Genomic DNA, 25,307 nt, shown 5'->3' with positions numbered 1-25,307 from the left:
AGTTCTGGGACGGGACGCGCCGGAATGGGGCATGTCCGAAGGGCGTATCGGTGGTAATCGCATGGCGAGTATCTCCTCGCTCCGGTTCGGAAACGAACAACCACGGGAGCGATTCGCTCACGATCGCCAGGTCCGCGTCAAAGCGACTCGCCTGGTTTCGGCAAGTGTTGGCGGACTTGGTGCTCGTGCGTGATCGGTCTGTGGGGTGAGCCGCCCAACATCCTCGGCGTGCAGGGGTGTTGGGCGCGACCATGGCCCTGGGACGCGGGACGATGATTCTGGGCTGAGGAGGGGCATACGCCGCCTCGGTCCTCACCCGCACCTGCCGCGCCCGCCGCCGGTGGGCCGAGACTGGGGATGTCGGGGCTGGTGAGGGGCGAAGGCTGCGTCGTAGGTTCCGGGTGGGATGTGGAGAGCGGTGGTGTCGTAGTCGCCGAACTGGCGACCAGGGCGAGGAACTTGATGGCCTTCTCCTGGAGTTCCGGGTCACGGCTGCGGAGGTAGCCGTGGGATCCGAAGTGCAGCCACTTGGTGAAGCCGTTGTATGCCTCGGCTTTGTTCGTCGCCCGGCTGATCCGCTCGCGCAGGACGGGGGCGGACAGGTAGCGCAGCAGGACGATGGTCCTGACGGCGCGGCCCACCTCGGGAAGGCTCGGTAGATCTGGTTCTTGCGGGAATGGTTGTTCAGCCGCCGTAGCAGGATGACCGAGGAGACACTGCCTCCCCACTCGGCGATCCGCGGTGGCCCCCTTGGCCGCGCCGGTCGTGGCTGCCACACTGCGGCGGTGAACATTCGGGGGATGGGCGGGTTGGTCCGCAACCGTTCGCGTTACGGCCGGTCGCTTTGGTGGCTGCTGTTCTCGCCGCGGTGTTGGTCGCGCTGTCAGGGCGGTACGGGTTTCATCGCGACGAGCTCTACTTCCTGCTCGCCGGCCACCATCCAGCCTGGGGCTACGTTGACGAGCCGCCGCTGACCCCTTTGCTCGCCCGGGCCGGCGCCGCCGAATTCGGCGCGAGCCCGACAGGTCTGCGGGTCATACCCGCACTCCTCTCCGCATGTAGCGTGGTGCTGACCGCCCTGCTGGCCCGGGAGCTGGGAGCCGGTCGTGGCGGGCAGATCTTCGCGGCTGGGTGCTGTGCCTGCTCTGGGTATGTCCTGGCCATTGGCCACTTGCTGTCCACCAGTACTTTCGATCTGACCGGCGAGCTGGGCGTCCTGCTCGTGACACTCCGGCTGCTGCGGACCCGAGACGGCCGCTGGTGGCCGGTTCTGGGCGTGGTGATCGGGGTGACGCTGCTGAACAAGCAGCTCGTCCTGTCGCTGCTCCTCGCATTGCTCCTCGCGTTGCCGCTGGGTCTGCTGGCGGCCCACCCCTGGCGCGAGCTCGCGCGGCGCCTCCGGCCCAGCAGCGCAGGGCTGCTGCTCGGGCCGCTGCTCGCGCTGTTCCTCGCGCTCCTCATCTGCGCACCCACGCTCTGGTGGCAGGCCACGCACGGCTGGCCCGAGGTGAAGGTGGCCCGGGTTCTCGGCCACGTCCAAGGCGTGTCGGGACGGCTGCTGTTCCTGCCGCTGCAGTTGCTCCAGTTCTCCCCGCTCCTCGTTCCAGTCGCGATAGTGGGCCTGCGCCGACTGCTCCGCGATGACGACCTGCGCTGGGCCCGGCCGCTGGCGCTCGCCTACCCGGTGCTCTGCGTCCTGGTGCTTCTCGGCGGTGGAAAGCCGTACTACCCGCTCCCGCTGCTGCTCGCCGTGACAGCGGCCGGCTGCGAACCCGTCGTCCGCCGCGCCCGCCGGTCCTGGCGAACCCTCACACCCCTCCTTCTCCTGGCGGCGGCCACCAGCGCCCTGGCCGCACTGCCAGTGCTGCCGGTCTCGGCGGTCGCCGTGACCAACGCCATCGACGCCGACCAGGGCGAGCAGGTCGGCTGGCCCCAATTCGCCCGTGCCACCGCGGCCGCCTGGACCGCGATCCCCGCAGCACAGCGCACCCACGGAGTCCTGCTCACCTCGAACTACGGCGAGGCGGGCGCCCTCGCCCGCTACGGGCCCGCCTACCGGCTCCCCATCGCCTACTCCGGTCACATGAGCCTCTACGACTGGGGCCCGCCCCCGGACAGCGACGACGGCCCCGTCCTGCTGGTCGAACAGGCCGACGGTCAGCACCGTCTGGAACGGCCCTTCACCGACTGCCACACGGCTGGCCGGATCGACAACGGCCACGGAATCAGCAACCAGGAGCAGCACGCGGAGGTCGTGCTGTGCGAAGGCACACACCAGCGGTGGTCCGTGCTCTGGCTGTCACTGCGCCAGTACTGACCCGCCGTCGATCATCTTGCGTGACCAGGTGTCAGTCACATCCCGGCATCCGGATCTTCCATTTCTGTCCTGAACAGTGGTCGTCGTTCCACCCCGAGGTCGATATCGTTCTCGGCGGAATTGGTGACGGCTTCACCGCGACGCGGCTTTTGCTCGCAGCTACGGAGAAGGGCCAGTACATGACCAGTTCACCGGTACGGGCCAGGAGACGCGCATGGCGTGGCTGACGAAGGTCGATCACGTCACTTACGCATGTGCGCGGGACACCATCGAAAAGTGGGCATGGTTCCACATCGAAGTGGAGGGCGGGACCCTCATTCGTCGCATCGACGATGTCCGGCCCGACGCACTGGACAGCAGCATGAAGCTGTGGTGCATCGACTACGGAGACTTCGGGGTCGCGCTGGTCGAGGGCATCGACAGGCTCAAGAAATCGCAAGTCACCCAATTCGTGGAGCGTCACGGGGACCACGCGTGCCAGCACGTGGCTTACGCGTGCCGAGATCTTGAAGAGTTCCGCGGGCATCTCGAGCGGATGGGAGGGAGGTGCCGCGGGGAAACGCTAGTCCGCAACGACGGGTTCGGCACCCTCAAGCAGATGTTCGCCAAGGGATACAGCACGGGAAATGCTGGAGAATCCACTTTCCCGGAATATCTCGAACGGCCGGAGATACCTGACGCGGAGGGAGGAAGGATTTCCTTCTCCCGGCAAGCCGGGCAGGGGTTCTACGATCAGATCGCAGCCGCGGTCGACGCCGTCGATGAGCAGCCCGTCTTTGACTTTGCTGCCGTACCGGCCCACTGGAGGCCCCCGGAGCCTCGGCCCGGACATCCCCGTTCGCCCGGCCGTGAGCCGTCTCCGGCACCCGGACGGCGCCGGCCCAACTGACCGGCGTATGAAAGGGGCACTACGTCCATGGCCGAGCTCGACGTTCTGCCGAAGGTCATCCGCCACTGGATCGCCGGTGAGTCCGTCGACAGCGTCGGCGCGGCGACCTTCGATGTCACCGACCCGGCCTCCAACACCCCGTACGCCATGGCCGCCGCTGGAGATGCGCGGGACGTCGCCCTGGCCGTGGCCGCCGCCAGGTCCGCCTTCCCCGCCTGGGCGGCACTGGCCAACCCAGAGCGTGCCCGCATCCTGCACCGTATCGCTGACGCCGTCGAGGCACGACAGCACCGGCTCGCGCGCTACGAGTCGTATGATTCGGGGCTGCCGATCACCCAGGCGGGCGGCCAGGCCCGGCGCGCCGCTGAGAACTTCCGTCACTTCGCGGGGGTCGTCGTCGCGCTGGGTGAGGAGGCATTCCGGCAGGGCGGGAAGCAGTTCAGCTATGTGGTGCGTACTCCGGCCGGCGTCGCGGGCCTGATCACCCCGTGGAACACACCCTTCATGCTGGAGAGTTGGAAGCTCGCCCCGGCGCTCGCTGCCGGGTGTGCGGTCGTCCTCAAGCCCGCCGAGTGGACACCTCTGTCCGCGAGTCTGTGGCCCGAGATCCTCGACGAGGCAGGGGTTCCGGCCGGGGTTGTGAATATCGTGCACGGCATCGGCGAGCAGGCCGGTCAGGCCCTGGTCGACCACCCCGATGTGCCGCTGATCTCCTTCACAGGCTCCACCGCAACCGGCCGCCACATCGCCCGTTGCTCCGCCCGGCACCTCAAGAGGCTGTCGCTGGAGTTGGGAGGCAAGTCTCCGGTGGTGGTCTTCGCCGACGCCGACATCGAAGCAGCCCTGGACGCCGTGGTGTTCGGAGCGTTTTCTCTCAATGGAGAGCGCTGCACAGCGGGTTCCCGGGTGCTGGTGGAACGCGTGCGGTACGCGGAGTTCACCGACCGGCTCGCCGAGCGCGCCGACCGGGTCGTGGTCGGCCCGCCGTCCGACCCGGCCACCGAGGTCGGGGCGCTGGTCCATCCCGAGCATTACGCACGTGTGCGGGCTCATGTCGAGGCCGGCGCGAAGGAGGCCCGTCTCGCCGCGGGCGGTGCCCGACCCGCGCTGCTGCCCGAAGGCAACTACCTGAGACCGACGGTCTTCGCGGACGTCCCGCGCACCGCCCGGATCTTCCAGAAAGAGATCTTCGGGCCGGTGGTGGCGGTGGCTCCCTTCGATGACGAGGCCGAGGTCATCGGGCTCGCCAATGCCACCCGCTATGGCCTTGCCGCATACATCTGGACGCGTGACCTCCAACGTGGCCACCGCATCGCGCACGCCGTGGAATCCGGCATGGTCTGGCTCAACTCTCCCAACGTACGCGATCTGCGCACCCCCTTCGGTGGCGTCAAGGACTCCGGTCTCGGCCGGGAGGGCGGAGTGCACAGTATCGACTTCTACAGCGAGTCGAAGACCGTCCATGTCGCCCTCGGCGAGACGCCCATCCCGCGCTTCGGGAGCTCAACATGACCGCACCGCCCGCACCCGACGTCGTCCGCTCCGCCTACGCCCAGCTCGTCGTCACCGACTTGGCACGGGCCCGCTGGTTCTGGGCCGATGTACTCGGCCTGCACGTCCAGTACGAAGACGCACACGTGCTCTGCCTGCGCGGCACGGACGAGCTGACCCACCACTCCCTCGTGCTCCGCACGGGCGACCGTGCCGCCCTCGACCATCTCGCGTACCGCGTGCGCACTCCCTCGGACGTGGACCGGGCCGAGGAGTTCTTCCGCGCACGGGGCCGACCGGTGCGCCGCGTGCCGGCGGGGGACGGCACGCACGGTGTCGGCGACGCCGTCCGCGTCGTGGACCCGCTCGGCTTCCCCGTGGAGTTCTTCCACGGGATCGCGCGTGCGGAGCGGCACATCCAGCGCTACGACCTGCGGCACGGCGCCGAGATGGCACGCCTGGACCATTTCAACCTCTGCACTCCCGACATACCGGCCGCGTACGTCCACTACACCTCGCTCGGCTTCGGCTGCTCCGAGACCATCGAGGGCGACGAGCACGAGCTGTACGCGGCGTGGATGTACCGCAAGCAGACCGTCCACGACGTGGCCTTCACGGGTGGGGCTGGGCCACGGCTGCACCACGTGGGGTTCGCCACCCACGAGTCCCCTCAACTGCTGCGCATCGCAGACATCTTGGGCTCCCTGCACAAGGAGGGCCACATCGAGCGCGGCCCCGGTCGGCACGGTGTTTCCAACGCCTGCTACCTCTACCTGCGGGACCCCGACGGACACCGGGTGGAGATCTACACCTCCGACTACTACACGGGCGACCCCGACCACGAGACGTACCGATGGAACGTCCACGACGACCGCCGCCGTGACTTCTGGGGCCATGCAGTCATCGACTCCTGGTACAAGGAAGCCGTGCCGGTGCTGGACCTTGATGGCGTCCCGCAGCCCATCACCGAGGCCGTGCTCGACGAGTCGGCAGCCCGGGTCGGCGCGGACGGGCTGGGCTGAGGTTGCAGCCGGAGCGCCGTCGATATCACGAAGCTCACCGGAGCGAGCGGCCGTCACTGCGAGGCCGCGGAGAACGGTGACCGGCTGTGCATGACTGCGTCCTCGGCCACAGAGGCGGACATCAAGGAGGCGCAGCAGGATCGGCCCGGATGGAAGGGGGTACGCGCGGCTGCTGCTCCGCGTGGCCCACATAGGCTTCGACGACGACTACGACTTCCCACCCGAGATGCCGTTCGGCGGGCGTCGTGGCCCGGTCACCGAGACCGTCGCCGTCGTCCTACCCGCCACCGACAGTGGCACCCTGCGGATGACCGTCCAGGTCCACGACAGCCTGCCCCGCCCCGTACCCGGTGAGGATGGGGGCCCGCGGAGGAGATGAGCCTGTTCGCCGACGCTTCCACCTTCAGCCTCGTCACCAACGGGGAGGGCGACTTCTGGGATGCCTGTTCCGAAGAGGAACCGCCCTTCGGGGCGCCGTCGGCTGCCGACGGCGGTGGCTGGGTCCGCATGCGCGCGGCTCCGCTCGTTGAGCCCGCCAACGCCTCGTGGCAGGCTGACGACCCGTGATCGATGAATTCGCGAAAGAGTACCTTCACGACGATCTGCGGGAGGTGCGTGAGGCGTTGGTCTGGAAGCTCGACGGGCTGTCCGAGTACGAGATACGCCGCCCCCTGACCGCTACCGGGACCAACCTCCTTGGTCTGGTCAAACACCTGGCGTTCTCCAACGCCAGGTACTTCGGCGAGGTCTTCGACCGGCCTTTCCCCGACACGGTGCCCCGCTGGGACGACGAGGACGCGTGGAAGAACGAACACTGGGCCACGGAACACGAGACGCGTGAACAGATCGTCGGCCTTTACCAGCTCGTGGGAGAGCACACGGACGCGACGATCAAGGCCCTGGCCATTGACGCGCCCGGATTCGTGCCCTGGTGGCCGCGTCCCCACGTAAAGCTCTTCAATGTCATGGTCCATTCGCTCAGCGAGACCACCCGGCACGCCGGACACGCCGACATCCTGAGGGAACAGCTCGACGGCGCGGTCGGGATGGACCAGGGGAGCAAGGCCTTGCACGGGCACGACAGCGAATACTGGGAAGCTCAGTGCGCGATGATCGAGCGGGCCGCCAGAGCAGCCGATTCCATGCGTTGATCAAGGCTACGGAACGATCTGAGCGCGGCGCGCGGGGACCCGACGGACGAGCAGGGGGCGTGGGCGGGGCCGCTGTTACCTTCGATACCGAAGACGGGTTGGCCATCCGGCTCGGACAGCCCGGCCGGGTCTGGATGCGGAACCGGAGGACAATGCCCTCTGGCGCTCGCGCGGCGGCCTGAGCACGAAGCCCCGTCTCGGGGCCCGTGTCGGATGCCGCTTCTCAGACCTGGGCTTCTCCCGCAGTCTCACGATGTGTCGGGCACTGGAGTCTCAACGACCTGTCGGATTCTGGGCGATTTCCGTGAGGTGACGCCGGTACCGGCGATCGAGCGTTGAGCCCTGGAAACGTAGGCCCTGGTTGGGTGTTTCCACGGTCGGCCATGCGCGTTCGTCCACCGTCAGAAGTGGCTCGCCCACCACGATCGTCGGCGTTTGAGCCGGTGAACGCCATGATGTCCCGATGCGGATGGGACTGGCCGCAATAGCCGCCGTCCGCCGCAACTCGGGCTGCGCCTTCAGCCGCGACCATGCGGTGCACCGCATGGTCGCCGACTTGTTCACCAGGTGGTTGACGTGTTCAGGGAGCCACAGGCCGCTTGCTGAGCTAGGGCTGACGGTGTGCGAAAAGGACCGCCCCTGGAATGCTCTGGTCGAGGTCGAGGAGCATGTGGGCCTCGACGGTGAAGCCGGCATCGCGTAGCCAGGTCGTCACTTGGTCAGGCCGGCGGCGGTGGACGTAGACGTTCATCGGGTGACCGCCGTAGCCCTGCGTCTTCAGCTTCGACTCGTCGCCGACGTGAAATCCCAGCAGCAGTGGTCCGCCGGGGCGTAGCACGCGGAAGAAGTGGCTGAAGACTGTGGGGACGGCATGGTCGGGGACATGTATCAACGACCAGAAGGCGAGCAGGCCGGCGAGCGAAGCGTCGGCGAGGTGGAGGTCCGTCATCGAGCCGACTTCGAATCGCAGGCCGGGGTGGTCGCGCCGAGCGATGTCGATCATCGCGGATGAAAGGTCGATGCCTAACGCGTCCACGCCCAGCTCGTGCAGGTGAGCGGTGACGTGTCCAGGTCCGCAGCCCACGTCCGCCACCGGCCCGCCGCCGGTGGCGTGCACCAAGTCGGCGAACAACGCCAGAGCCGCTCGAAGGTACGGTTTCCCGGCCAGAACCTCGCGGAGTTGGTCGGCATAGCTCACCGCGACCGTGTCGTAGGAGGCCCGGGTATCTGCCAACCACTTTTCCGTGTTCATGCCCCGGCACAGTAGCTCAGTGATCAGGATGCCGCACTCCACGCAGAAGACCTTCGCCTCCACCAGCAACTCCCACTCGGCGCTGACCTGGTGGAGCGCGACCCCAGGAGCCGATGGAGGCCAGTACCTCAGAATGACCAGGACGTCACACCGGAGGAGGTTCCGCTCACATCGGCTCCCGGGATGCCGCGACCATCGATCGGTGTCACACGCCGTCGACCAGCCACATCACGTCGCAAGCGCGCCCACGGCCGGCACGTGGGTTCGGTCTCCTAGCCCGTGAGGCAGGAGCTGATCGACGGCATCGGCGGCGAACCTGGTTGCCGGGTCAGGAGGTGGACGTCCTCTTGCGCCTGCGGGCCAGCAGCACCGCAGCGGCGGCGACCAGAGCGATGGCCCCGGTGCTCGCACCCGCCCATACGGCGATCGGCAGTCTGGTCTCACCGTCGCCGCGAGTAGGGCCCTGGGTGATGGTGAGGTAGCTGGTCTTCTTCACTCGCCCGTGGTGGCTGACGATGGTGACGGGATAGGAGCCCCGCTTCAGGTCGGACTTGATCCGCGCCGGGCCCCAGAAGATCGGGTCATCCTCCTCATGGCCCTTGACGACATCGAACTTCAGCCTGGCCGGGGCCCGGAACGCCGGGGATGTCGCGGTCATCCACTCTTCCTCCCCGGGGTCCGGGTGCGCGTCCTGCCACCTGACGTACACCGTCCTGCCCGCGGCGATCGTGAAGCCCTTGGCCCGGGCGCTGAGCAGATAGCCCTCGTTTCCGAAGAACGCGGGGCCCTGGGCCTTGCCCCGATAGTCGTCGTCGCCGGGGCGGGCCGAGCGGATTTTCAGCCGGACTTCGGCTTTCCGCTTCCCGGCCGCATCGGTCACCCATACCGCGTACGTCCCGTCGTGGAGGGTGCGACGCAGCTGCACGTCGAGGGCGTTGAAAGTGCGGGTGTTGTTCCAGGACTTCTTGTCGTGTGCGAGGTGGACTGGTGAGGTGAACGCCGTGGAATGGGCCGTGAATGTGGTGCCGCTCTCTCCGGGGTACAGGTCGTCGAAGTAGAGATTCACCTTGACGCCCGGCCGCCTCGTGCTGTCGTCGTCCATTGCGATGGACGGACGCTTCAGCGGTTTGACATTGATGGTGTCACGGGCCACGACCCTGCCTCCGGCCTTGACGACGAGCGGATACGATCCGGGCTTCGCCGATGCCGGGATAGGCGCCTTGACGCCGAGCCCATCGGTGTTTCCCGCAGGGTCGTCCATCCGGATCGGGGCCGCGAAGACCGGTGATTCGGCCACCAGGTGTTCGCCCCGTTTCCGTTCGTAGTAGAGCAGATCGATACCGATGGCCTCTCCCGGGCGTGGGTCCGCGTACGCCTGGGTGATCATCGGACGGTTTTCGCCGGCTGCGGCAGGCCCCGCCAGGCCCCCACAGCTCAGCACCGCACCACATACACCGATGGCTGCCATCCGCTGCCAAGTCGCCCTCATGGCGTCCCCCTCTCGTTCACAGACGAAGAGGGGAAGACGGTCCCGGCGGTTGGTCACGCAGCCCAGAAGGCGCTGAGTGCACGGCGTCACGGGAGGAGGCACTGGCCTGCTGCAGTCGTGATCACGTGCTTTCCGAAGCGAGCCCGGGCGGCGTCGGTGGCACGGTTTCAGCCTGCGGTGCCTGTCGTCGACGGGGTCGAGGAGAAGCTGGTGGTAGGAGTCCTGGGCGGCGAAGAGATCGGGGGCCTTCAAGTTGAGTTCGCGAACTCTGGCTGGCTGAAGGCAGTCTGCGGGGGAGCGGATGGTCGGCTCGACCAGGGTCCGGGTGAGGCTGTTCACGTGGGCGGGGGAGATGCTGCTCGGGGCGTGTTGTCGGCGCCCTGGGCAGGAACACACTCCCTCCGAGTCATCGCAGGTCATCGCCGAAGTCACCCGTCGGCGCCTGTTCGACGCGCTCAGTGATACCGGTGCGGGTTACAAAGACGGCGTTCCGGTGATTCATGTGCCGTCGGCCTCAGTCCCGCAGGCGCTCGTCGATGCCGCGGATCACGACGCCCGTATGGCCGTCCTGGTGCGGATGGAGAGCACCGTCATGGCCGACTGTGAAGCGGCCGTCCTGGCCTGCGTGAGCGTCGAGGAATTCCGGACCATCGGCATCAAGGTGATGGAAGCCTGGCGCGCGGGCCACCGTGAAGCGGCCGCCTGTCTGGCCCTTGCCGGTGCTGAGGAAGCCGTCTTCCAGGTCACCGGAGTGTCGCGGAAGCGCTTGGATGACTCCGGCCGGTCCGGGAAGTATCCGGGTCTGCAGCGGGTGGCCGCACGAGGCGCGCTCCCACATTGGGGGGTGGAGTCTGCGGCCTTGCTCGGCCCGCTCAGGACGCTTTATGTCAACTACCATCCGGAGCGGAACGATCCGCTGCCGACCGCTCTTTCTCGGCATGCGGTCTTTCATCGTCTGACCTTGGACCATCTCCACGCCGGACACTCGATCGTCGCCATCATGCTGATGGCCAGCATGTTCCGGGAGATCCAGGTCTACTGCGACGACGCCCTTGCGGAGGAGCATGAGCAAGGGTAGGCACCCGGAGGCGTGCGAACGTGGGTTGGCAGCGGGTCTCGTACCAAGAATGATCGGCCGTGCCGACGCGGGGCGCGAGCCCGGCCGCGCCGCGCGCACCTGGCTCTGACGTGGTGTGTGGTGTTCTCGATCTTCCGCTGAGCGTCTCACCGGATCGTGCGGCTGCCGTCACCCACACGGGTGGTGGGCGCTCACGCCGCGCTCAGCTCGTCCTACCCGGTGACACCTTCCCGACCACCGCACCGCCGTGCTGCCCGGACTCCGTCTGATGGGACAGTGCCTACTCCTGCGGCTGATCACCTCCGGTGACGCCCTCGGCCGACTGCACGCAGGGCCGGGCTGCGCCGCATCCTTGCGCTCTGTCTGCTCGCGCCCCTTTTTGGCTCTTTGCCCGATGGGCAGCGCTCCGGGGCACCGGCATCAAGACCCCGCCCCGGGCGGCCGACCCACTCGCGCCCCGCTGGAACCGCCCTCCTCCTGTGGTCGTCTTGTGCGCTGACTGTGTACGAAGCGGGGATGTGGGGGACGTTATGAGACGGAACATGGCGAAGGCCGGTCTTATGGCGGTGGCCATGGCGACGGTGCTCGGGGCCTCGGCCTGCGGCGGGGAAGCCGGCGCGGCGGCTGGGGGGAGCGGCGGGAAGCTGCCCACGCACGGGAAGGGGGAGTCCGTGGCGCTTTCCGGGGACGGGGTGTCGTCCGGCTCGGCGCGGACGTCGCTCGGTATCGTGGGGAAGTTGTCCGGGGGCGCGCAGTCCGGAGCGACGCCCATCACCCGGCACGTGCCGTGGAACCTGGACATTCTGGACCAGCGGTCGCGGCCGCTGAACGGGAAGTTCACGACCACCGCCACGGGCAAGGGCGTTCACGTCTACGTGATCGACACCGGGATGGACATCGCCCACAAGGAGTTCGGTGGACGCGCCCACCTCGGCGCCGACTTCGTGGGCCCGAAGGACTCCCGGGACTGCTTCAGCGAGGACGGGCTCGGCCATGGCACGTTCGTCGCGGGCATCATCGGCGGGGCGAGGTACGGGGTGGCGCCCAAGGCGGAGCTCGTACGGGTCCAGGGCGTCCTGTGCGAGAGCGAGGGCGGTGGCTCCACGGCGGCGGCCGAGGCGGCCGTGGTGAAGTCGGTCAAGTGGGTCACCGCGCATGCGCAGAAGCCTGCGGTGGTGAACATGTCGCTCAACTTCGACCACCGGTCGGCGGCCGTGGAGTCCGCCGTGAAGAAGATGGTCGACGCGGGGATCCCGACGGTGGTGTCGGCCGGTAACTTCCATGACGACGCCTGCAAGCACTCCCCGGCCGGTGTCCCCGGCACGATCGTCGTGGCGGCCTCCACCTCGAACGACCGCCCATGGAGCGACGGCGGCTCCTACGGATCGGGCTACGGACCGTGCGTGGACCTGTACGCCCCGGGCCAGAAGGTGACCGCCGCCCTCGCCGGCGGCGGTACGACCACGGAGAATGACGGCGCGACGTCCTGGGCCGCGCCGCATGCGACCGGTGTGATCGCGCTGTACCTGTCGGCACACCCCCACGCCACGGCCAACGAGGTCCACGTCTGGCTCGACCACACGGCCACCCGCGGTGTCCTGCACGGTGTCCGCTCCGACACTCCTAACCGGCTGCTCAACACCGGCGGCCTCTGACCTGCCCCGGCCGCCCCGGTCGCACGGTCACCCAAGCGCCGCGCCTCACCGGGATGGGGGGCGCCAGCCGCGCGGCGACCATGCCCACACCCTGCCGACGCGGTCGTCGTCCGGAGGGCCGCCGAGTAGATTCTGGACGCGTTCGCCGCCTCTGGTCTGGGGGTCGCGGCGCGTGTCGGGTGGCACGGGGACAGCCTCGCTGGATGGTCGGCGGCCCGGCTCCTGAGTCCAGTGGCTGCGCCGCCGTGCATGCAGGTGCCAGTTTGGTGCAGGAGTTCCGGGCGCGTCGGTCCATCACTTCGTGCATCACTGCGAACCCTCGCCACGCTGGACGCGCAGACCGTGCTCCCCGGCCACGGCAACCCCTGGACGGGCGGCATCTCGGAAGCAGCCCGGCTGGCCATGGAGCGCGGCGTCATGTGAACGGGGCAAGCGGTACGAGCACGTGGTCGGCGGCATCGCGTCCGTGAACGCCGCAGGCGGCCGACCCCGCCGGCTCTGATCCGGCTCCGCTCGAGCCGAGGCCGGGAGCATGGCGGCCCAGGGCGGCGAGCGTCGGCCTTTGCCGACACTGCGCACCTGCTCCCAGCGGGCGTCCGGGCGTGCGGCGGGCAGGGCATCGACGTCACCGCCGGCCTCGCCGAGTGGTGGGGAGTGGTACTCGCCCTACGGCGACCGCTACATCCAGGGGGCACGGGCCTGGACATCGGCCACCTGGTCCCGTTGGCGGAGGCCTGGGACTCGGGCGCCTCCGCGTGGAGTGCGAGGGAGTGGGAGGTCTGGGCCAACGACTTCGGTGACGACCGGGCGCTGACCGCGATGTCGGCCGCCGGTACGTGTCCGGTCCTTTCCACTCCCGCGGCTGGGTCGCCTCCATGTGTCTTCTTGCCCAGAAAACTGAAGCCCTGGTCAGCCACCCGTCCGGTCGAGCACCCGTTAATCCATCCACTCGTGTTGTCCAAGAAGCGGTTCATCGCGCGGCCGGTGATCGTGCGCGCCCGGTGGCCCGTTCGTCGCAGTGCCCGGTACTGCGATGGTGTCATCCCGGACGCTGTTCCTGGGCGGACCGCGCCCGCGTCCCCGTCGTAGACGTGCGCCGCTCCTCCGGCCTGCCTCCAAGGAGCAATGCCGCCCCGGGCTGGGTCGCTCACCTTTCGTGCGCCCGTGCCCACTTGCATGCGCGTACCTCCCCTGAACTGACGGATCGTCATCAAAGCGTGCGGTGGTGCGCGTCGGCGCACGATGCTCCGCAAGCTCTGCGCGCCTTGTGAGCGGCCGGGCGTCGCTGCCGTACTGCCTACAGCCCGCCGGATCACCGGTGGGCGGCAACCGCAGTGGAGGGGAAGGCCTATGACCGCACGACCGCGGTACCGCCGCAACGCGCCCGCACGGCTTCTGCCGTCGCTCCGCACCGTCCTCACCGTCGGCAGCTTCGGCATCGTCCTGCCACTCCTCGGCCCGGTTACCAGCGAAGCGGCCTCTGGCACGACCTGGGACCGGGTCGCCGGCTGCGAAAGCGGGGGGAACTGGAGCATCAATACCGGCAACGGCAACTACGGCGGACTGCAATTGAGCCAGCCGACCTGGGTGGCGTACGGCGGGATGGCCTACGCGCCGCGAGCCGATCTGGCGAGCCGGGCCGAGCAGATCGCTGTGGCGGAAGTGGTGCTCGCTCGGCAGGGGCCGGGAGCGTGGCCGGTCTGCTCGGTGCGGGCGCACCTCGCGCGGGACGGCGGGCAGAGCGAGCCGGTCAGGCATCCCAGCCGTCCCCGGCACACGACGCCCAAGTCCCGTTCTCACGGCAGTATCAGCCAACGCTCCGGCACGTCGTACACCGTGCACGACGGGGACACATTGTCCAGCATCACGCGGCAGGCTGCCGTCCCCGGCGGCTGGCAGCGGCTGTACGACACCAACCGGAGCGTCATCGGCCCGGATCCCGATGTGATCTACCCCGGGCAGCGGCTCACCCTGCCATCCGCCGATTAGGAGTGTGAGTCAGGAACGAGCAAGCGGCTCTGCTAGCCATCATCGGCGGAGCGGTCGCGGCGGCCCCATCGGCAGGTGTGAGGCTCTGGTGGGGTCCTGCGGTCCTGCGGTCCTGCGGTCCTGCGGTCCTACGGTCTTGCCGTCTTGCCGTCTTGCGGTCCTGCGGTTCGGCTGTCCGGCCCGTAGGGCCGTGGCCGGGGAAGCCCGGCCGTCAGGCGGCTAGGGTAACGACCCCTGCCGTCCCCAAGTGTCAGAAGATCTTGCATACCAGTGCTCGCGTCCGTGCGCACGGGCACCCGACCGCGCAGGGCTTTGCCGTCCCCTTCGGGTAGGAGGGTCAGGATGGCTGACTGGTAGTCCATGACGAGGAGAGCGGTGTGCGTGGGGTCAAGTGCGGGGGAGGTGCTCACGTAGGTGTTCTCCTTGCCGGTGTGTGCCTGGCCGAAGCGGACGCGCGTCGGCGGGCCGACTGCTGCCTGCGGGTTTCAGCGGCGAGTGGTGTGTCATGAGTGGCTACTGGCCGGTGCCGGCTCGGACGCGACGTGGTTGTGTCGGGGAAGCAGGAGCGGCGTGGTCAGGATGAGCAGTCCCGCGACCGTGAGAGCGGTGCGTGGGCTGGTGACGTCGGCGAGCAGGCCGCCGAGCGCGGTGAGAATGGCGATGGATGCCTGCTGGCCGATTGACCAGGCCGACAGGGTGCGTGCGACGACATGCTTGGGGGTGTGTTCGAGCCGGTAGGTGGCGAGCACCGGGGTGTACAGGCTCATGTTGATGATGATCGCCAGCTCGACGGCCATCACGGTGAGGAGGCCGACGACGCCGGGACGGACGAAGGCCAGGCCGATCAGCCAGATGGCGCGCAGGGTGCCGACGGTCCGGAAGACCGCATGCTGGCCGTAGCGGGTCACGACACGGCGGGCCAGCCGGGAGCCGATGAGTCCGCCGACACAGGGAGCGGCGAAGGCGAGGCCGTACTGCCAGGGTGGGAACCCGAGCTGACGAAGGAGGAGCACGGCCAGCAGCGGCTCGGTGGCCATGATCAGCCCGGCGACGAGCATTTGGTTGAGGTAGAGCGCCCGCAAACCGGAATGGCCCATGATGTGTCGCCAGCCGTCAAACAATGCGCCTGCCCGGGCCGGGCTCTTGTCGGTTGTTTGCGGCGCTTCTTCTCGGCCGCGGATCGCGGTGATGCCCAGCGCGGAGAACAGGTAGCTGAGAGCGTCGGCCACCACGGTGGTGACCGGCCCGAACAGACCGATCGCCGCTCCGCCCAGCGGTGGCCCGACCGCGATGGAACTCCAGTTCGTGGACTCGAACCGCGCGTTGGCCACGAGCAGGTCATCCGGCCGGACGAGAGCCTTGAGATAGGCGCCGCTGGCCGCGTTGAAGGCGATCTTGGCTGCTGCGACCACGGCTGAGATCACGAGCAGCTGGACGAAACTGAGCCAACCGAAGACGTAGGCCACCGGGATCGTCGCCATGACCGCAAACCGGGTCAGGTCCATCGCGATCATGACCGGGCGCTTGCGACGAAACTCCACCCACGGCGCGAGTGGCACCGCGATCAACGCGCCCACCGCAGGCCCAACCGCGGAGAGCGCGGACACCTCAGCAGGGCTGGCATGCAACGCCAGCACGGCGATCAGAGGGAATGCCCCGAACCCCAGCCCGGACCCATAGGCGCTCACCGCATAAGCCGCCCACAGCCAGCCGAACTGCCGGCCCAGTCGTCTCCTGCCCACCAAGCTCACAGCGCCCCCTTGATGCCCCACTGCACAAACCGATATTGACCAGTGAGAGCTAAGCGAGCAGCACAGCAGCAGGTCAAACAACTGCTCTGCCAGCGATTCACAACCATCCGTTGTCCACCGAGGTGGATCGGCGTGGATCTCGAAGGTACGAACCCTCGTCCTTGACGGCCGGTGAGGTACAGCGACCACGGGCAGCGCGATGCGTACCTACTGCCGACTGCTGGGCACCAATCCTGGCCCCGCCCTGCCCGGGCACTGGTGGTCGAGTCGTTCGCCTGCCCGGCGACCCGCAAGGTACGGCCGAGTGCCTCACGGCGTGGGCCCAGCTGATGGAGGCGCTGGTGGCCGAGCGCCGCCCCGACCGGCCGGTACCGCCGATGGCCGGTACGGCCGCGATCGGGGCGGTTGTGCGGCTGCCGGCCGCCGCTCATCGAGGAGGGCCGGGGCCTGTCCTCGATGAGCGGCATCTTGGCCGACACCGCCTAGCGTCTGCTGCCGGCCTGGCGACCCGGCCTCACTTCAGGTGCCGGGCGAAGAACCGGTTCCCGTCGTCCACCTCGAACCACGGGGTGCCGGCGTGCCCGCCCATATTGGCGTGCAGCGTCTTCTCCTTGGTGCCGAAGGCGTCGAACAGGTCCAGGGCCAGCTGCCGGTCGTTCCCTTCGTCGTCCCACTGCAGCAGGAACTGCAGCGGAATGGTGACCTGCCGGGCCTCCTCGCGCTGGGCGCGGGGCACGAAACCTCCGGCGAAGAAGCCGGCGGCCGCGATGCGCGGTTCGACCACCGCCAGCCGAATGCCGATGGCGGTCATCCCCGAGTACCCGACCGGGCCGCCGATCTCGGGCAGCGAGAGGAGAGCGTCCAGGGTGGTCCGCCATTCCGGGACCGCCTTTTCGACCAGCGGGACGATGAAGGACTCGAAGATCTCGTCGACCGGCTCGCCAGCCTGCATCGCCCGGCGGAGGTCGGCGCGGGCCTGGTCGTCGACGGCGGAACGGGGCCGCTCACCGTGCCCGGGGTGGTCGATGGCGGCCACCGCGTAGCCGTACTCCGCCGCGGAGTGCCGGGCCCGGGCCACCAGCCGCGATTCCCGTTTGTGCAAGCCGCCGTTGTGGCCGATCAGGATGAGCGGGGCCGGTGCGGATCCAGACGTCCACAGGATGCCGGGGATCTCGCCGAGGGTGAATTCGCGTTCGAGGACGCCGTCGTCGAGGCGCTGCTCGGAAGTGAATCGCATGGTCGTGCCTTTCGGGAGTGCTCTTGAACGGCGCTCCCGGACGACCTATCGCCCGACCGTGACCCCGGAGGGGAGCACCCATGTCGATACGTTCACGGGTACCACCTCCTCGTTCTCTTGCACGGCCTCCGGGAGATTAGCAGTGGTCGCCGTGGTCTGCCCAACGGGTTTTTGCTGAGGCCGAGGACCAAGTAGCAGGGAGAGGCTGCCTTTGAACGGGCAGCGCGCGCGTCCCAGCTGCGGCCGAGATTTTGCCAGGGCTACCCCCGTTCGCTCTGTGCCACGGACACAGAAGAGGTGGTCGCGGAAGACGGCGAGGAAAGGGCCTTCGTCGCTGTGGTGGTTGGGCAGGCGGCTGTCATTGACCCAGCCGTTCCTGCCGTTGCACCTGGCGTGGTACAGGGGCAGTGGTGCCATGTCCTTGTAAGGTCGCCGCATTCCGACTCGGCGGGTCCCGCTCCTCACTTCGTCGGCCCTGTGAGTGCGTACGGCCACGGACCGGATCATCACGCGATCCGGTTCGTGGCGTCGAAAACCGGTGTGCCCGGGCCGCCCTGACGACACCTCCGGGTAGTTTCACGGGCCGCCGCCGTTTCCCGGGCTCATGTGCCCTGGATGTGACCGCGGCGCCAGTGTGGCCCGAGGCCGGGTTGAACTCCTGCACAGAGGGTGGGTACGGCGATGGCGAAGGAGGTGACCCGTTGGCCGGCTCGGGCCAGATGCCCGGTCACGCCGACGTTTATGGTCGCGTAGGCGTGAGGTCAAGCGGTGGTCATGGATTGGGAGGGCCGGTCGGCGGGGGCGTATGGTTGACGCGGTTTAGATGGGACACCTCGTTCGGTGAGGCGTCTTCACGGACACAGGCCACTGATCCCACCCGTCGAGAGACGCTCCGGATCAGGACAGGTCTCCCCGGCCCAAGGGGTGACCCCAAGTGGCTTCCCCGTACGTGCGGGGACACGCCGTGGAGTGCCAAAGCTCTGACGAGTTGGGGTGCGCCGGGTCCAGCCACCCGGGTGCCCCGTGCCGTGTGGCCGCGGCGTCGCGAGCGCGGCCGGGATCGGGAGGAGGCGACATTGGACAGTAGTCCGGGCCATAGTCGGCCCCTTTCCGAGTTGTCCTCGCTGTCTTCCCGCGGCCCGGGGCAGCCTTCCTTCTCCTGCTGACCTGACCAGACCAGACCTGATCGGCACGCCGTCGTCGGCCCGCTCGGGCGGGGCGGGGTCACGTGTGTCATGCCGTCATCGACGGGGCGAAGACGCTGCCGTGGCCGCCTACTGCCCCGTCACGCCGGGGCAAGGGGGTGTTCCTCATGTCCGTCAACACTGTGCTCATGTCCACCTCGGCCCGTCTGCGCGACCGCCGGGTGACCCTGGAACGCCGCGTCACCGCCTCCAAGGCGGTTCGCACGTCTCTCGTCTCGCTGGCCGGACTGATCGGCGGCCCGGTCACCAACCAGGCCGGCGAGGAGGTCGGCCGTGTCGTGGACGTTGTCGCCCGTCTGTACGGGCCGGATCCCTATCCGCCGGTCACCGGGCTGATCCTGCGCATCGGGCGACGGCGTACCTTCCTGGCCGCGGACGCCATCAGCAAGGTGCACGCCGGGCATGTGCGGTTGCGCACCGCCCGGGTGGACCTGCGCGACTTCGTCCGCCGACCCGGCGAGGCCCTGCTGGCCCGCGACGTCCTCGACCACCAGCTGGTCGACGTCGACGGCATTCAGGTCACCCGCGCCGCCGATCTCTACCTGGCGCCCCTGGTGGACCGGGTGGTGCTGGTCGGCGTGGACGTATCGCTTCCCACCCTCCTGCGGCGGCTCGGCCCCCGCCGCTGGCAGGCCCGCCCGACCCCGGAGCGGGTGCTGGACTGGCAGGCCGTCGCCCCCTTCGCCGAGCAGGCCACCGACGGACCGCCCGAGGTACGGCTGCGCGCCTCCCGGACCGCGCTGCACCGGCTGCGCCCGTCCGATCTTGCCGACATCCTCGAAGACCTCGGCCGCAGCGAGCGCCAGCAACTGCTCGGGTGGCTGGAGCCGGAACAGGCCGCCGACGCCCTGGAGGAGATGGAACCGGCCGAACTGGAGAACCTCCTGCGCGAGGCGGCTCCTGACCACGCCGCCCGGCTCGTCGACGAGATGGAACCGGACGAGGCCACCGACGCCCTGCGCGACCTCACCCCCGAGGAGCGCGAGAACTTGCTGCGCCGTATGCCGACCGGTGAGGCGGCGGAACTGCGTCGGCTGCTGACCCATCGGGAGGGCACCGCGGGCGGCGCCATGACCACTCTGCTGGTCACTGTCCACAGGGACGAGAACGTCGCCGGGGTCCGGGCCCGGCTGGCGGAACAGGCCGAGCACCGCACCGAGATCGACGCAGTTGCCGTTGTGGACGACCAGGACCGCCTGCTGTGCGACATCGCGTTGTTCGACCTGGCGGTGGCCGAGGACACGACGCGTGTGGCCGACCTGATCGCGTGGCTGGCCCAGTTCGGCCTGCCCGTCACCGTCCATGCCGACACTCCGCTGGCCGAAGCCGCCGACCAGTTGGTCGCCGCCCGCGCCTCCTCACTCCTGGTGGTCGACGACGTCGACCGCCCGATCGGCCGGATTCTGGCCGACGACCTGCTCGATGCGATGCTGCCCGAGCGTGGACGCCTGCACTTCCGGAGGTTCCTGCAGTGACCCGCGACCAAGACACGATCACCGTGACCAACCCTCCTGCCGCGGCGCCGGTGCGCCGTACAGGTTGGCGGCGCCTCACCATGGTCGCGGCGATCGCCGGCCCCGGACTGGTCGCTGCCAATGCCGGCAACGATGCCGCAGGTATCGCCACCTATGCCTCGGCCGGCTCCCAGTTCACCTACGGCACACTCTTCTTCATGGTGCTGGTCACCATCGCCCTGGTGATGGTGCAGGAGATGGCCGTCCGTCTCGGTGCTCACACCGGCAAGGGCCTCGGCGCGCTGATCCGTGAACAGTTCAGCCTGCGCCTGACCGCCCTCGCCGTGTTCTGCCTGCTGCTGGCCAACACGGGCTTGGTCGTCAGTGAGTTCGCGGGCATCGGCGCCGCTTTCGAACTCCTCGGCGTACCCAAGTGGGCGGTCATCCCGCCCGCTGCGATCCTGCTTTGGGCGCTGGTGCTGTTCGGCTCCTACCATTGGGCCGAACGCATCTTCCTGATCATGTCGCTGGCGTTCTTCGCGTACCCGATCGCGATGATCCTCGGTCATCCGGACTGGGGCGCCGTCGGCCACCATCTGGTCGTACCGCACGTCGAGCCGAGCAAGGACTTCATTCTGCTGGCGGTCGCACTGATCGGTACGACGGTCAGCCCGTACATGCAGTTCTATGCGGCGGCGGGCGTCGTCGACCGGGGCGCCAAGCCCGCCGACTACCCCCTCATTCGCGCCGACGCGATCCTCGGCGCCGTCTTCGCCTGCGTCGTCAGCCTGACCATCATCGTCGCCACTGCCTCGGCCATCGGTGGCACCGGCCCGCTCGACTCCGCCGCCCAGGCGGCCGAGGCGCTCAAACCGGTCGCCGGACAGAACGCCGAACTTCTCTTCGCTCTGGGCCTGATCGGCGCGTCGGCACTGGCGGGGGCGGTCGTACCGCTGTCGGCGAGCTACGCCATAGGGGAAGCCGCCGGTGTCGAACGCTCGGTGTCCCGCAGTTTCCGCGACGCCCCGCTGTTCCTGGGCCTGTTCACGGCCCAGATCGTGCTGGGCGCCACAGTGGCCATGACCCCCATCGACGTCATCCAGCTGCTCATCGGCACCCAGGTCCTGCAGGGCCTGATCAGCCCGATCGTCCTGGTCTACCTGCTGGTCCTGACCAACCGCCGGTCCGTCCTCGGCGATGCCGCCAACGGACCGCGCTACCGCGTCATCGCCACCGCCGTGGTCGTCGGCGTCGCCGCCATGTCCACCATTCTGCTCGTCCAGACGGTGCTCGGCTGGTTCGGCCTTGCGTGACCTCGACACCGGCGCACCGTGGGACACCCCTTGCGGCGCCCGCGGCCGCTGGGGGACTACGGTCCCGCTGTGGAGTTGAGGTGACTCGTCCCATGAGACCCGAAGGAGGGCGATCTGCATGGTTGGTCAGGCGGTGACCGTTCAATCGGCAGGGCGGCTCGCGGAGCTGACTGCCGGGCGGCTGTTGTCCTCGTGGCAGCTGGACGTTCCCGCGCTGCTGCTGGTCAGTGCTCTGGGGGTGCTCTACGGCTGGGGCGTGGCCCGGCTGCGTGGGCGCGGCGAGCCCTGGCCGCCCGCCTGTGTCGCCGCCTTCGTACTGATCGGGCTCGGTGGTCTGGTGACGGCCACGATGTCCGGGCTCGCGGTGTACGACCACGTGCTGTTCTGGCCCGCCGCCGTGCAGAACATCCTGCTCGATCTGGTCGTGCCTCTGGGCCTGGCCCTCGGCGATCCGCTGCGGCTGGCTTTCGAAGCGCTGCCGGAGGGGGCCGCCGGGCGGCTCCGACGGGCGATGACGAGCCGGGTGGTGCGTACGCTGACGTTTCCCTTGGTGAGTACGGCCCTGGTGCTGGGAACCGAGCTGACCGTCTACTTCACGCCGTACTTCGCCACCGCCCTACGCGTGGGCTGGCTGCACGAGTTGATGTATCTGCACCTGGTGGCGGCCGGCTGCCTGGTCGTCGTACCCGTGCTGACGCACGAGGAGGCGCTGCCGACCTGGTGCACGCATCCGGTGCGGGCGGCGCTGATCTTCCTGGACGGTATCGTCGACGCGGTCCCCGGCGTCGTCGTCATGACGCACGGCTCACTGATCGCGGGTTCCTGGTATCTGCACCACGCGCCGTCCTGGTCGCCGGACGTCCAGCACGACCAGCAGATCGGCGGCGGCGCGATGATCAGCATCGCCGAACTGGTCGCGCTGCCCTTCCTGCTGGCGATCCTGTATCAGTGGGCGCGCGCCGAACGGGCCCAGACCACGGCGCTGGACCGCCGCCTGGACGCCGAACTCGCCGTCGTCCCCGCGCCCGCGGGAGACCACAGCCCGGCACCGTCCCCCGAACGGGTACGTCCCTGGTGGGAGACGGAGCAGAACGACGTGGCCGCCAGGATCCGACGCCAGCACGCGGACGACTGACCAGTACCCGGAAGCAAGGTCGCCTCCCAGGGCTCGTGCGATGGGCAGAGACGGGCTGCTGATGTGATCTAGGCAGCGGCCGGCAGCACGTGGTCGCCGATCTTGTCGGTGCTCAGGCACAGGGAGCAGACCATCGCGTTGTGGGTGGCACAGGCGGCGAGGTCTGGGCGTTCGTAAGGCTGGTGGCAGACGTGGCAGTCGAGGGTGGCCGCGCTCGGGTTGCCGTCCTCGTCGAGGAGGGGCTCGTCTATGCCGTCGTCGGTGCGGCGGAGGTAATACCTGCCCTTGGTGACGATGGCCGTCAGGGGGGTGAGGACGAAGGCGATGACGGCCGCGGCGACGGGGGAGTACGGCTGGAGGGTGTCGCCCAGCAGGTGGAAGTACATGGCGATCGACAGGCCGGAGGCGGCGACGAAGGCCACGACGCCGACCGGGTTGACGGCATGGAGCATGCCCCGGCGGAACTCCGGCTGGAGCGGGGACAGCTTCAGCAGGTACTTGTTGATGCCGATGTCGGTGGCGACGGTGACCACCCAGGCGATCGCGCAGTTCGAGTAGAAGCCCAGGATGCTGTTGAGGAAGCTGAACATGTCGGCTTCCATCAGACAGAGCGCGAAGCCCAGGTTGACCAGGACGAAGACCATGCGCCCGGGGTAGTGCTTGGTGACGCGGGTGAAGGAGTTCGTCCAGGCCAGCGAACCGGAGTACGCGTTAGTCACGTTGATCTTGATCTGGCTGATGACGACCAGGGCGACGGCGAGCGGGATGACCATCCAGGAGGGCATCATCGCGTCGAAGGCGCCGCGGAACTGCTGGATCGGCTCGGTCGCGGCGGCCGGACCGACCTTCGCGAGGATGTACACCGCGAGGAAGACGCCGATGGCCTGCTTCAGCGCGCCGAGCACCACCCAGCCGGGGCCGGCCATCACCACGGCGGTCCACCAAGTGCGCTTGTTCGTCTCGGTCTTGGGCGGCATGAAGCGCAGATAGTCGATCTGCTCGCCGATCTGTGCGATGAGGGAGAGACAGACACCCGCGCCGAGCAGGACCGAGGGGGTGTTCACACCGCCGTCGCCGTCCGTGCCGGCGTAGGCGAGGAAGCGGTCGACGGTGCCGGGGTCGTTCGTGACCAGGTAGACGAGCGGGCCGACCATCAGCAGCAGCCAGATCGGGGTCGTCCACACCTGGAGTTTGCTGAGCGCCTTCATGCCGTAGATCACCAGCGGGATGACCATCAGCGTGGAGACCAGGTAGCCCAGCCACAGCGGCAGTCCGAGGCCCAGCTTGAGGCCCTGAGCCATGATCGAGCCCTCGAGGGCGAAGAAGATGAAGGTGAAGCTGGCGAAGATGACGCTGGTGAGGACCGAGCCGTAGTAGCCGAACCCGGAGCCGCGGGTGATCAGGTCGAGGTCGATGTTGTAGCGGGCGCCGTAGTAGGCGAGGGGGAAGCCGGTGATGAAGATGACGACGGCGGCCACCGCGATGGCGACGAGCGCGTTGCCGGTGCCGTGGGCCAGGCCGATGCCGGCGCCGATGGAGAAGTCGGCCATGTAGGCGATGCCGCCGAGCGCGGTGGTCGCCACGACCATGGGTGTCCAGCGGCGGTAACTGCGGGGCGCGAAACGGAGGGTGTAGTCCTCCAGTGTCTCCTTGACCGCCTGGTCGGCGGTGGTCTTCGTCGTGCCTGCCGTCGCCGGCCGTGACTCCGTGGTGCTCATGTCGCGCCTCCCGGCGGTGCTGGTGCGGGTGCTTCGATGCTGGGAAGAGCCCCCGCTTCGCGTCATCGGCAGGACGGGGAGTCGACGGACCGTCATGGGTCACATGCGGCCGTGAACGCGCTATTGATCCCAGGGCCAGCCACGCTAGAAAGCGCCTGTTACCGCCGATTCCCACTGTCGTGAACGCGACGTTTCCGGGAACTCACCTGCTGCCTTGCGATCGCGGATCGGTGACGGTGGGCCGACAGCACGCGGAAGGGGCGGGACTGCACGTCGTCGGCGATCGTGGCGGCCTAGGACTTGTCCGGGGGCGAAATCACCGGCAGGTGATTGACGGGATTCTGCACCGGGTGCGGACTGGGGTGCAGTGGCGGGATCTACCGGAGCGGTTCGGGCCGTGGAAGACGGTGTATGAACGCCACCGGCTGTGGTCGGCAGACGGCACCTGGGAGCGTCTGCCGCAGCAGGTGCAGGCCGCGGCTGACGCCGCGGGAGATGTCGACTGGGACATCTCGGTCGACTCCACTATCGTCCGCGCCCACCAGCACGCGGCCGGCGCCCGTACCGATCCGCCTCCGGCACCTGCTTCAAAGGGGCAGACGGAAGAGAACATCAGGGCGAGACGCCGAGGCAGAGCCTGCCCGCCCGTTTGGTGGAGGTGGCGCAGGGAGTGAGGGCCTGGGTGGCTCGCGTGGCGGGCTCACCAGCAAGCTCCACCTGACCGCCGACGGCCGCTGCCGCCCGCTGTCCCTGCTCGTCACCGGCGGACAACGGGCGGACTGCACCCAGTTCACGGCGGTGCTGGGGAAAATCCGCGTCCCACGGATCGGGCCGGGCAGGCCTCGCGCGAAGCCCGGCAGTCTGGCAGCGGACAAGGCGTACAGCAACGGGCCATGCCGCACCTGCCTGCGGCGCCGGGGTATCCGGCACACCATCCCGGAGAAGTCCGACAGCCAGGCAGCCCGCCTGCGCAAGGGTTCGCGCGGTGGACGCCGCCTGGCTTCGACGAGGAGCGGTACAGGAACCGCAATACCGTTGAGCGGGCGATCAACAGGCTGAAGCAGTCCCGGGCCGTGGCGACTCGCTATGACAAGCGTGGCTATGTCCATACCTCGGCACCGCTACTGCGGCAGCCCTGGTGATCTGGCTTCATTCATGACT

Annotated in this window: 19 protein-coding genes, 1 pseudogene and 1 riboswitch; of the genes and pseudogenes, 14 read left to right on the top strand and 6 right to left on the bottom strand. The window is 68.6% G+C overall.

The genetic code is table 11. The features are described 5' to 3' along the window. Positions 1–137: 137 nt before the first annotated feature. Positions 138–641, bottom strand: coding sequence for a Tn3 family transposase (locus tag AVL59_RS56625; protein ID WP_159400065.1), 504 nt, complete (start codon positions 639–641; stop codon positions 138–140). Between the two features lie 206 nt (positions 642–847). Between AVL59_RS56625 and AVL59_RS24825 the strand changes: the two genes are divergently transcribed. From AVL59_RS24825 to AVL59_RS24795, 7 genes are all read left to right on the top strand, one after another. Further along, positions 848–2,317 carry an ArnT family glycosyltransferase gene (locus AVL59_RS24825; protein ID WP_237281654.1) on the top strand — a complete coding sequence of 490 codons (1,470 nt, stop codon included), beginning with the start codon at positions 848–850 and terminating at the stop codon, positions 2,315–2,317. A gap of 214 nt (positions 2,318–2,531) precedes the next feature. Continuing rightward, positions 2,532–3,206 carry a VOC family protein gene (locus AVL59_RS24820; RefSeq protein ID WP_067308272.1) on the top strand — a complete coding sequence of 225 codons (675 nt, stop codon included), beginning with the start codon at positions 2,532–2,534 and terminating at the stop codon, positions 3,204–3,206. Between the two features lie 27 nt (positions 3,207–3,233). After that, positions 3,234–4,718: a 5-carboxymethyl-2-hydroxymuconate semialdehyde dehydrogenase gene (hpaE, locus tag AVL59_RS24815; protein ID WP_067308269.1), complete on the top strand. Its 1,485-nt coding sequence runs from the start codon at positions 3,234–3,236 to the stop codon at positions 4,716–4,718. Beyond that, entirely contained in the window at positions 4,715–5,719 is a 1,005-nt protein-coding gene (gene hpaD, locus AVL59_RS24810) for a 3,4-dihydroxyphenylacetate 2,3-dioxygenase (protein ID WP_067308266.1), read from the top strand. Before hpaE ends, hpaD begins: the two co-directional genes overlap by 4 nt. Before the next feature lie 181 nt (positions 5,720–5,900). Beyond that, positions 5,901–6,098: a hypothetical protein gene (locus tag AVL59_RS24805; protein WP_067308264.1), complete on the top strand. Its 198-nt coding sequence runs from the start codon at positions 5,901–5,903 to the stop codon at positions 6,096–6,098. Further along, entirely contained in the window at positions 6,095–6,286 is a 192-nt protein-coding gene (locus AVL59_RS24800; RefSeq protein WP_067308262.1) for a hypothetical protein, read from the top strand. Before AVL59_RS24805 ends, AVL59_RS24800 begins: the two co-directional genes overlap by 4 nt. After that, positions 6,283–6,870 (top strand): DinB family protein, encoded by a 588-nt coding sequence (locus tag AVL59_RS24795; protein ID WP_067308259.1) that lies wholly within the window; start codon positions 6,283–6,285, stop codon positions 6,868–6,870. Before AVL59_RS24800 ends, AVL59_RS24795 begins: the two co-directional genes overlap by 4 nt. A gap of 607 nt (positions 6,871–7,477) precedes the next feature. Here the strand turns inward: AVL59_RS24795 and AVL59_RS24790 are convergent. Both AVL59_RS24790 and AVL59_RS24785 read right to left on the bottom strand, forming a co-directional pair. Beyond that, complete coding sequence (locus tag AVL59_RS24790) at positions 7,478–8,122, bottom strand: class I SAM-dependent DNA methyltransferase (protein WP_067317713.1); 645 nt, start codon at positions 8,120–8,122, stop codon at positions 7,478–7,480. A gap of 328 nt (positions 8,123–8,450) precedes the next feature. Then, entirely contained in the window at positions 8,451–9,509 is a 1,059-nt protein-coding gene (locus tag AVL59_RS24785; RefSeq protein WP_067308256.1) for a hypothetical protein, read from the bottom strand. A gap of 403 nt (positions 9,510–9,912) precedes the next feature. Between AVL59_RS24785 and AVL59_RS24780 the strand changes: the two genes are divergently transcribed. The 3 genes from AVL59_RS24780 (at position 9,913) to AVL59_RS55910 (ending at position 14,333) form a co-directional block, all read left to right on the top strand. Further along, complete coding sequence (locus AVL59_RS24780; protein ID WP_067308253.1) at positions 9,913–10,689, top strand: hypothetical protein; 777 nt, start codon at positions 9,913–9,915, stop codon at positions 10,687–10,689. Positions 10,690–11,219: 530 nt separating this feature from the next. Next, positions 11,220–12,344, top strand: a complete 1,125-nt coding sequence (locus AVL59_RS24775) for a S8 family peptidase (RefSeq protein ID WP_237281653.1) — start codon at positions 11,220–11,222, stop codon at positions 12,342–12,344. A gap of 1,350 nt (positions 12,345–13,694) precedes the next feature. Beyond that, a complete protein-coding gene (locus AVL59_RS55910; RefSeq protein WP_067308249.1) occupies positions 13,695–14,333 on the top strand; it encodes a LysM peptidoglycan-binding domain-containing protein in 639 nt (212 codons plus the stop codon). A gap of 503 nt (positions 14,334–14,836) precedes the next feature. On the opposite strand, the gene AVL59_RS24765 is transcribed toward AVL59_RS55910, so the two are convergent. Together AVL59_RS24765 and AVL59_RS24760 are read right to left on the bottom strand one after the other, a co-directional pair. Next, positions 14,837–16,078 carry an MFS transporter gene (locus tag AVL59_RS24765; protein WP_208870615.1) on the bottom strand — a complete coding sequence of 414 codons (1,242 nt, stop codon included), beginning with the start codon at positions 16,076–16,078 and terminating at the stop codon, positions 14,837–14,839. A gap of 520 nt (positions 16,079–16,598) precedes the next feature. Next, positions 16,599–17,321 (bottom strand): alpha/beta hydrolase, encoded by a 723-nt coding sequence (locus AVL59_RS24760; RefSeq protein WP_067308243.1) that lies wholly within the window; start codon positions 17,319–17,321, stop codon positions 16,599–16,601. Positions 17,322–18,146: 825 nt separating this feature from the next. Next, positions 18,147–18,321, top strand: a riboswitch (M-box (ykoK) riboswitch). Between the two features lie 312 nt (positions 18,322–18,633). Between AVL59_RS24760 and AVL59_RS24755 the strand changes: the two genes are divergently transcribed. The 3 genes from AVL59_RS24755 to AVL59_RS24745 all read left to right on the top strand — a co-directional run bounded on the left by AVL59_RS24755 (position 18,634) and on the right by AVL59_RS24745 (position 22,428). Next, complete coding sequence (locus tag AVL59_RS24755; RefSeq protein ID WP_067308240.1) at positions 18,634–20,001, top strand: magnesium transporter MgtE N-terminal domain-containing protein; 1,368 nt, start codon at positions 18,634–18,636, stop codon at positions 19,999–20,001. Next, complete coding sequence (locus AVL59_RS24750; RefSeq protein ID WP_237281652.1) at positions 19,998–21,293, top strand: NRAMP family divalent metal transporter; 1,296 nt, start codon at positions 19,998–20,000, stop codon at positions 21,291–21,293. The genes AVL59_RS24755 and AVL59_RS24750 overlap by 4 nt, the downstream gene beginning before the upstream one ends. Positions 21,294–21,411: 118 nt before the next feature. Continuing rightward, positions 21,412–22,428, top strand: coding sequence for a cytochrome c oxidase assembly protein (locus AVL59_RS24745; RefSeq protein ID WP_067308237.1), 1,017 nt, complete (start codon positions 21,412–21,414; stop codon positions 22,426–22,428). A gap of 68 nt (positions 22,429–22,496) precedes the next feature. On the opposite strand, the gene AVL59_RS24740 is transcribed toward AVL59_RS24745, so the two are convergent. Beyond that, entirely contained in the window at positions 22,497–24,146 is a 1,650-nt protein-coding gene (locus AVL59_RS24740; protein ID WP_067308234.1) for a purine-cytosine permease family protein, read from the bottom strand. Positions 24,147–24,376: 230 nt separating this feature from the next. On the opposite strand from AVL59_RS24740, the pseudogene AVL59_RS50830 reads away from it, so the two are divergent. Further along, positions 24,377–25,305: pseudogene (locus AVL59_RS50830) on the top strand (IS5 family transposase). Positions 25,306–25,307: the final 2 nt, after the last annotated feature.

It is taken from the genome of Streptomyces griseochromogenes, from assembly GCF_001542625.1.
GTDB lineage: Bacteria > Actinomycetota > Actinomycetes > Streptomycetales > Streptomycetaceae > Streptomyces > Streptomyces griseochromogenes.
The sequence above is the reverse complement of the archived record's forward strand: the minus strand, read 5'-3'. Positions and strand labels throughout refer to the sequence as shown.

What these genes read in the sequence shown, in the direction of transcription:
- AVL59_RS24785 (WP_067308256.1), bottom strand. Translation starts at nt 9,509, where the DNA reads ATGATCACCCAGGCGTACGCGGACCCACGCCCGGGAGAGGCCATCGGT.
- hpaE (WP_067308269.1), top strand. Translation starts at nt 3,234, where the DNA reads ATGGCCGAGCTCGACGTTCTGCCGAAGGTCATCCGCCACTGGATCGCC.
- AVL59_RS24745 (WP_067308237.1), top strand. Translation starts at nt 21,412, where the DNA reads ATGGTTGGTCAGGCGGTGACCGTTCAATCGGCAGGGCGGCTCGCGGAG.
- hpaD (WP_067308266.1), top strand. Translation starts at nt 4,715, where the DNA reads ATGACCGCACCGCCCGCACCCGACGTCGTCCGCTCCGCCTACGCCCAG.
- AVL59_RS24740 (WP_067308234.1), bottom strand. Translation starts at nt 24,146, where the DNA reads ATGAGCACCACGGAGTCACGGCCGGCGACGGCAGGCACGACGAAGACC.
- AVL59_RS24800 (WP_067308262.1), top strand. Translation starts at nt 6,095, where the DNA reads ATGAGCCTGTTCGCCGACGCTTCCACCTTCAGCCTCGTCACCAACGGG.
- AVL59_RS24790 (WP_067317713.1), bottom strand. Translation starts at nt 8,122, where the DNA reads ATGAACACGGAAAAGTGGTTGGCAGATACCCGGGCCTCCTACGACACG.
- AVL59_RS24760 (WP_067308243.1), bottom strand. Translation starts at nt 17,321, where the DNA reads ATGCGATTCACTTCCGAGCAGCGCCTCGACGACGGCGTCCTCGAACGC.
- AVL59_RS24775 (WP_237281653.1), top strand. Translation starts at nt 11,220, where the DNA reads ATGAGACGGAACATGGCGAAGGCCGGTCTTATGGCGGTGGCCATGGCG.
- AVL59_RS24755 (WP_067308240.1), top strand. Translation starts at nt 18,634, where the DNA reads ATGTCCGTCAACACTGTGCTCATGTCCACCTCGGCCCGTCTGCGCGAC.
- AVL59_RS24780 (WP_067308253.1), top strand. Translation starts at nt 9,913, where the DNA reads ATGGTCGGCTCGACCAGGGTCCGGGTGAGGCTGTTCACGTGGGCGGGG.
- AVL59_RS24820 (WP_067308272.1), top strand. Translation starts at nt 2,532, where the DNA reads ATGGCGTGGCTGACGAAGGTCGATCACGTCACTTACGCATGTGCGCGG.
- AVL59_RS55910 (WP_067308249.1), top strand. Translation starts at nt 13,695, where the DNA reads ATGACCGCACGACCGCGGTACCGCCGCAACGCGCCCGCACGGCTTCTG.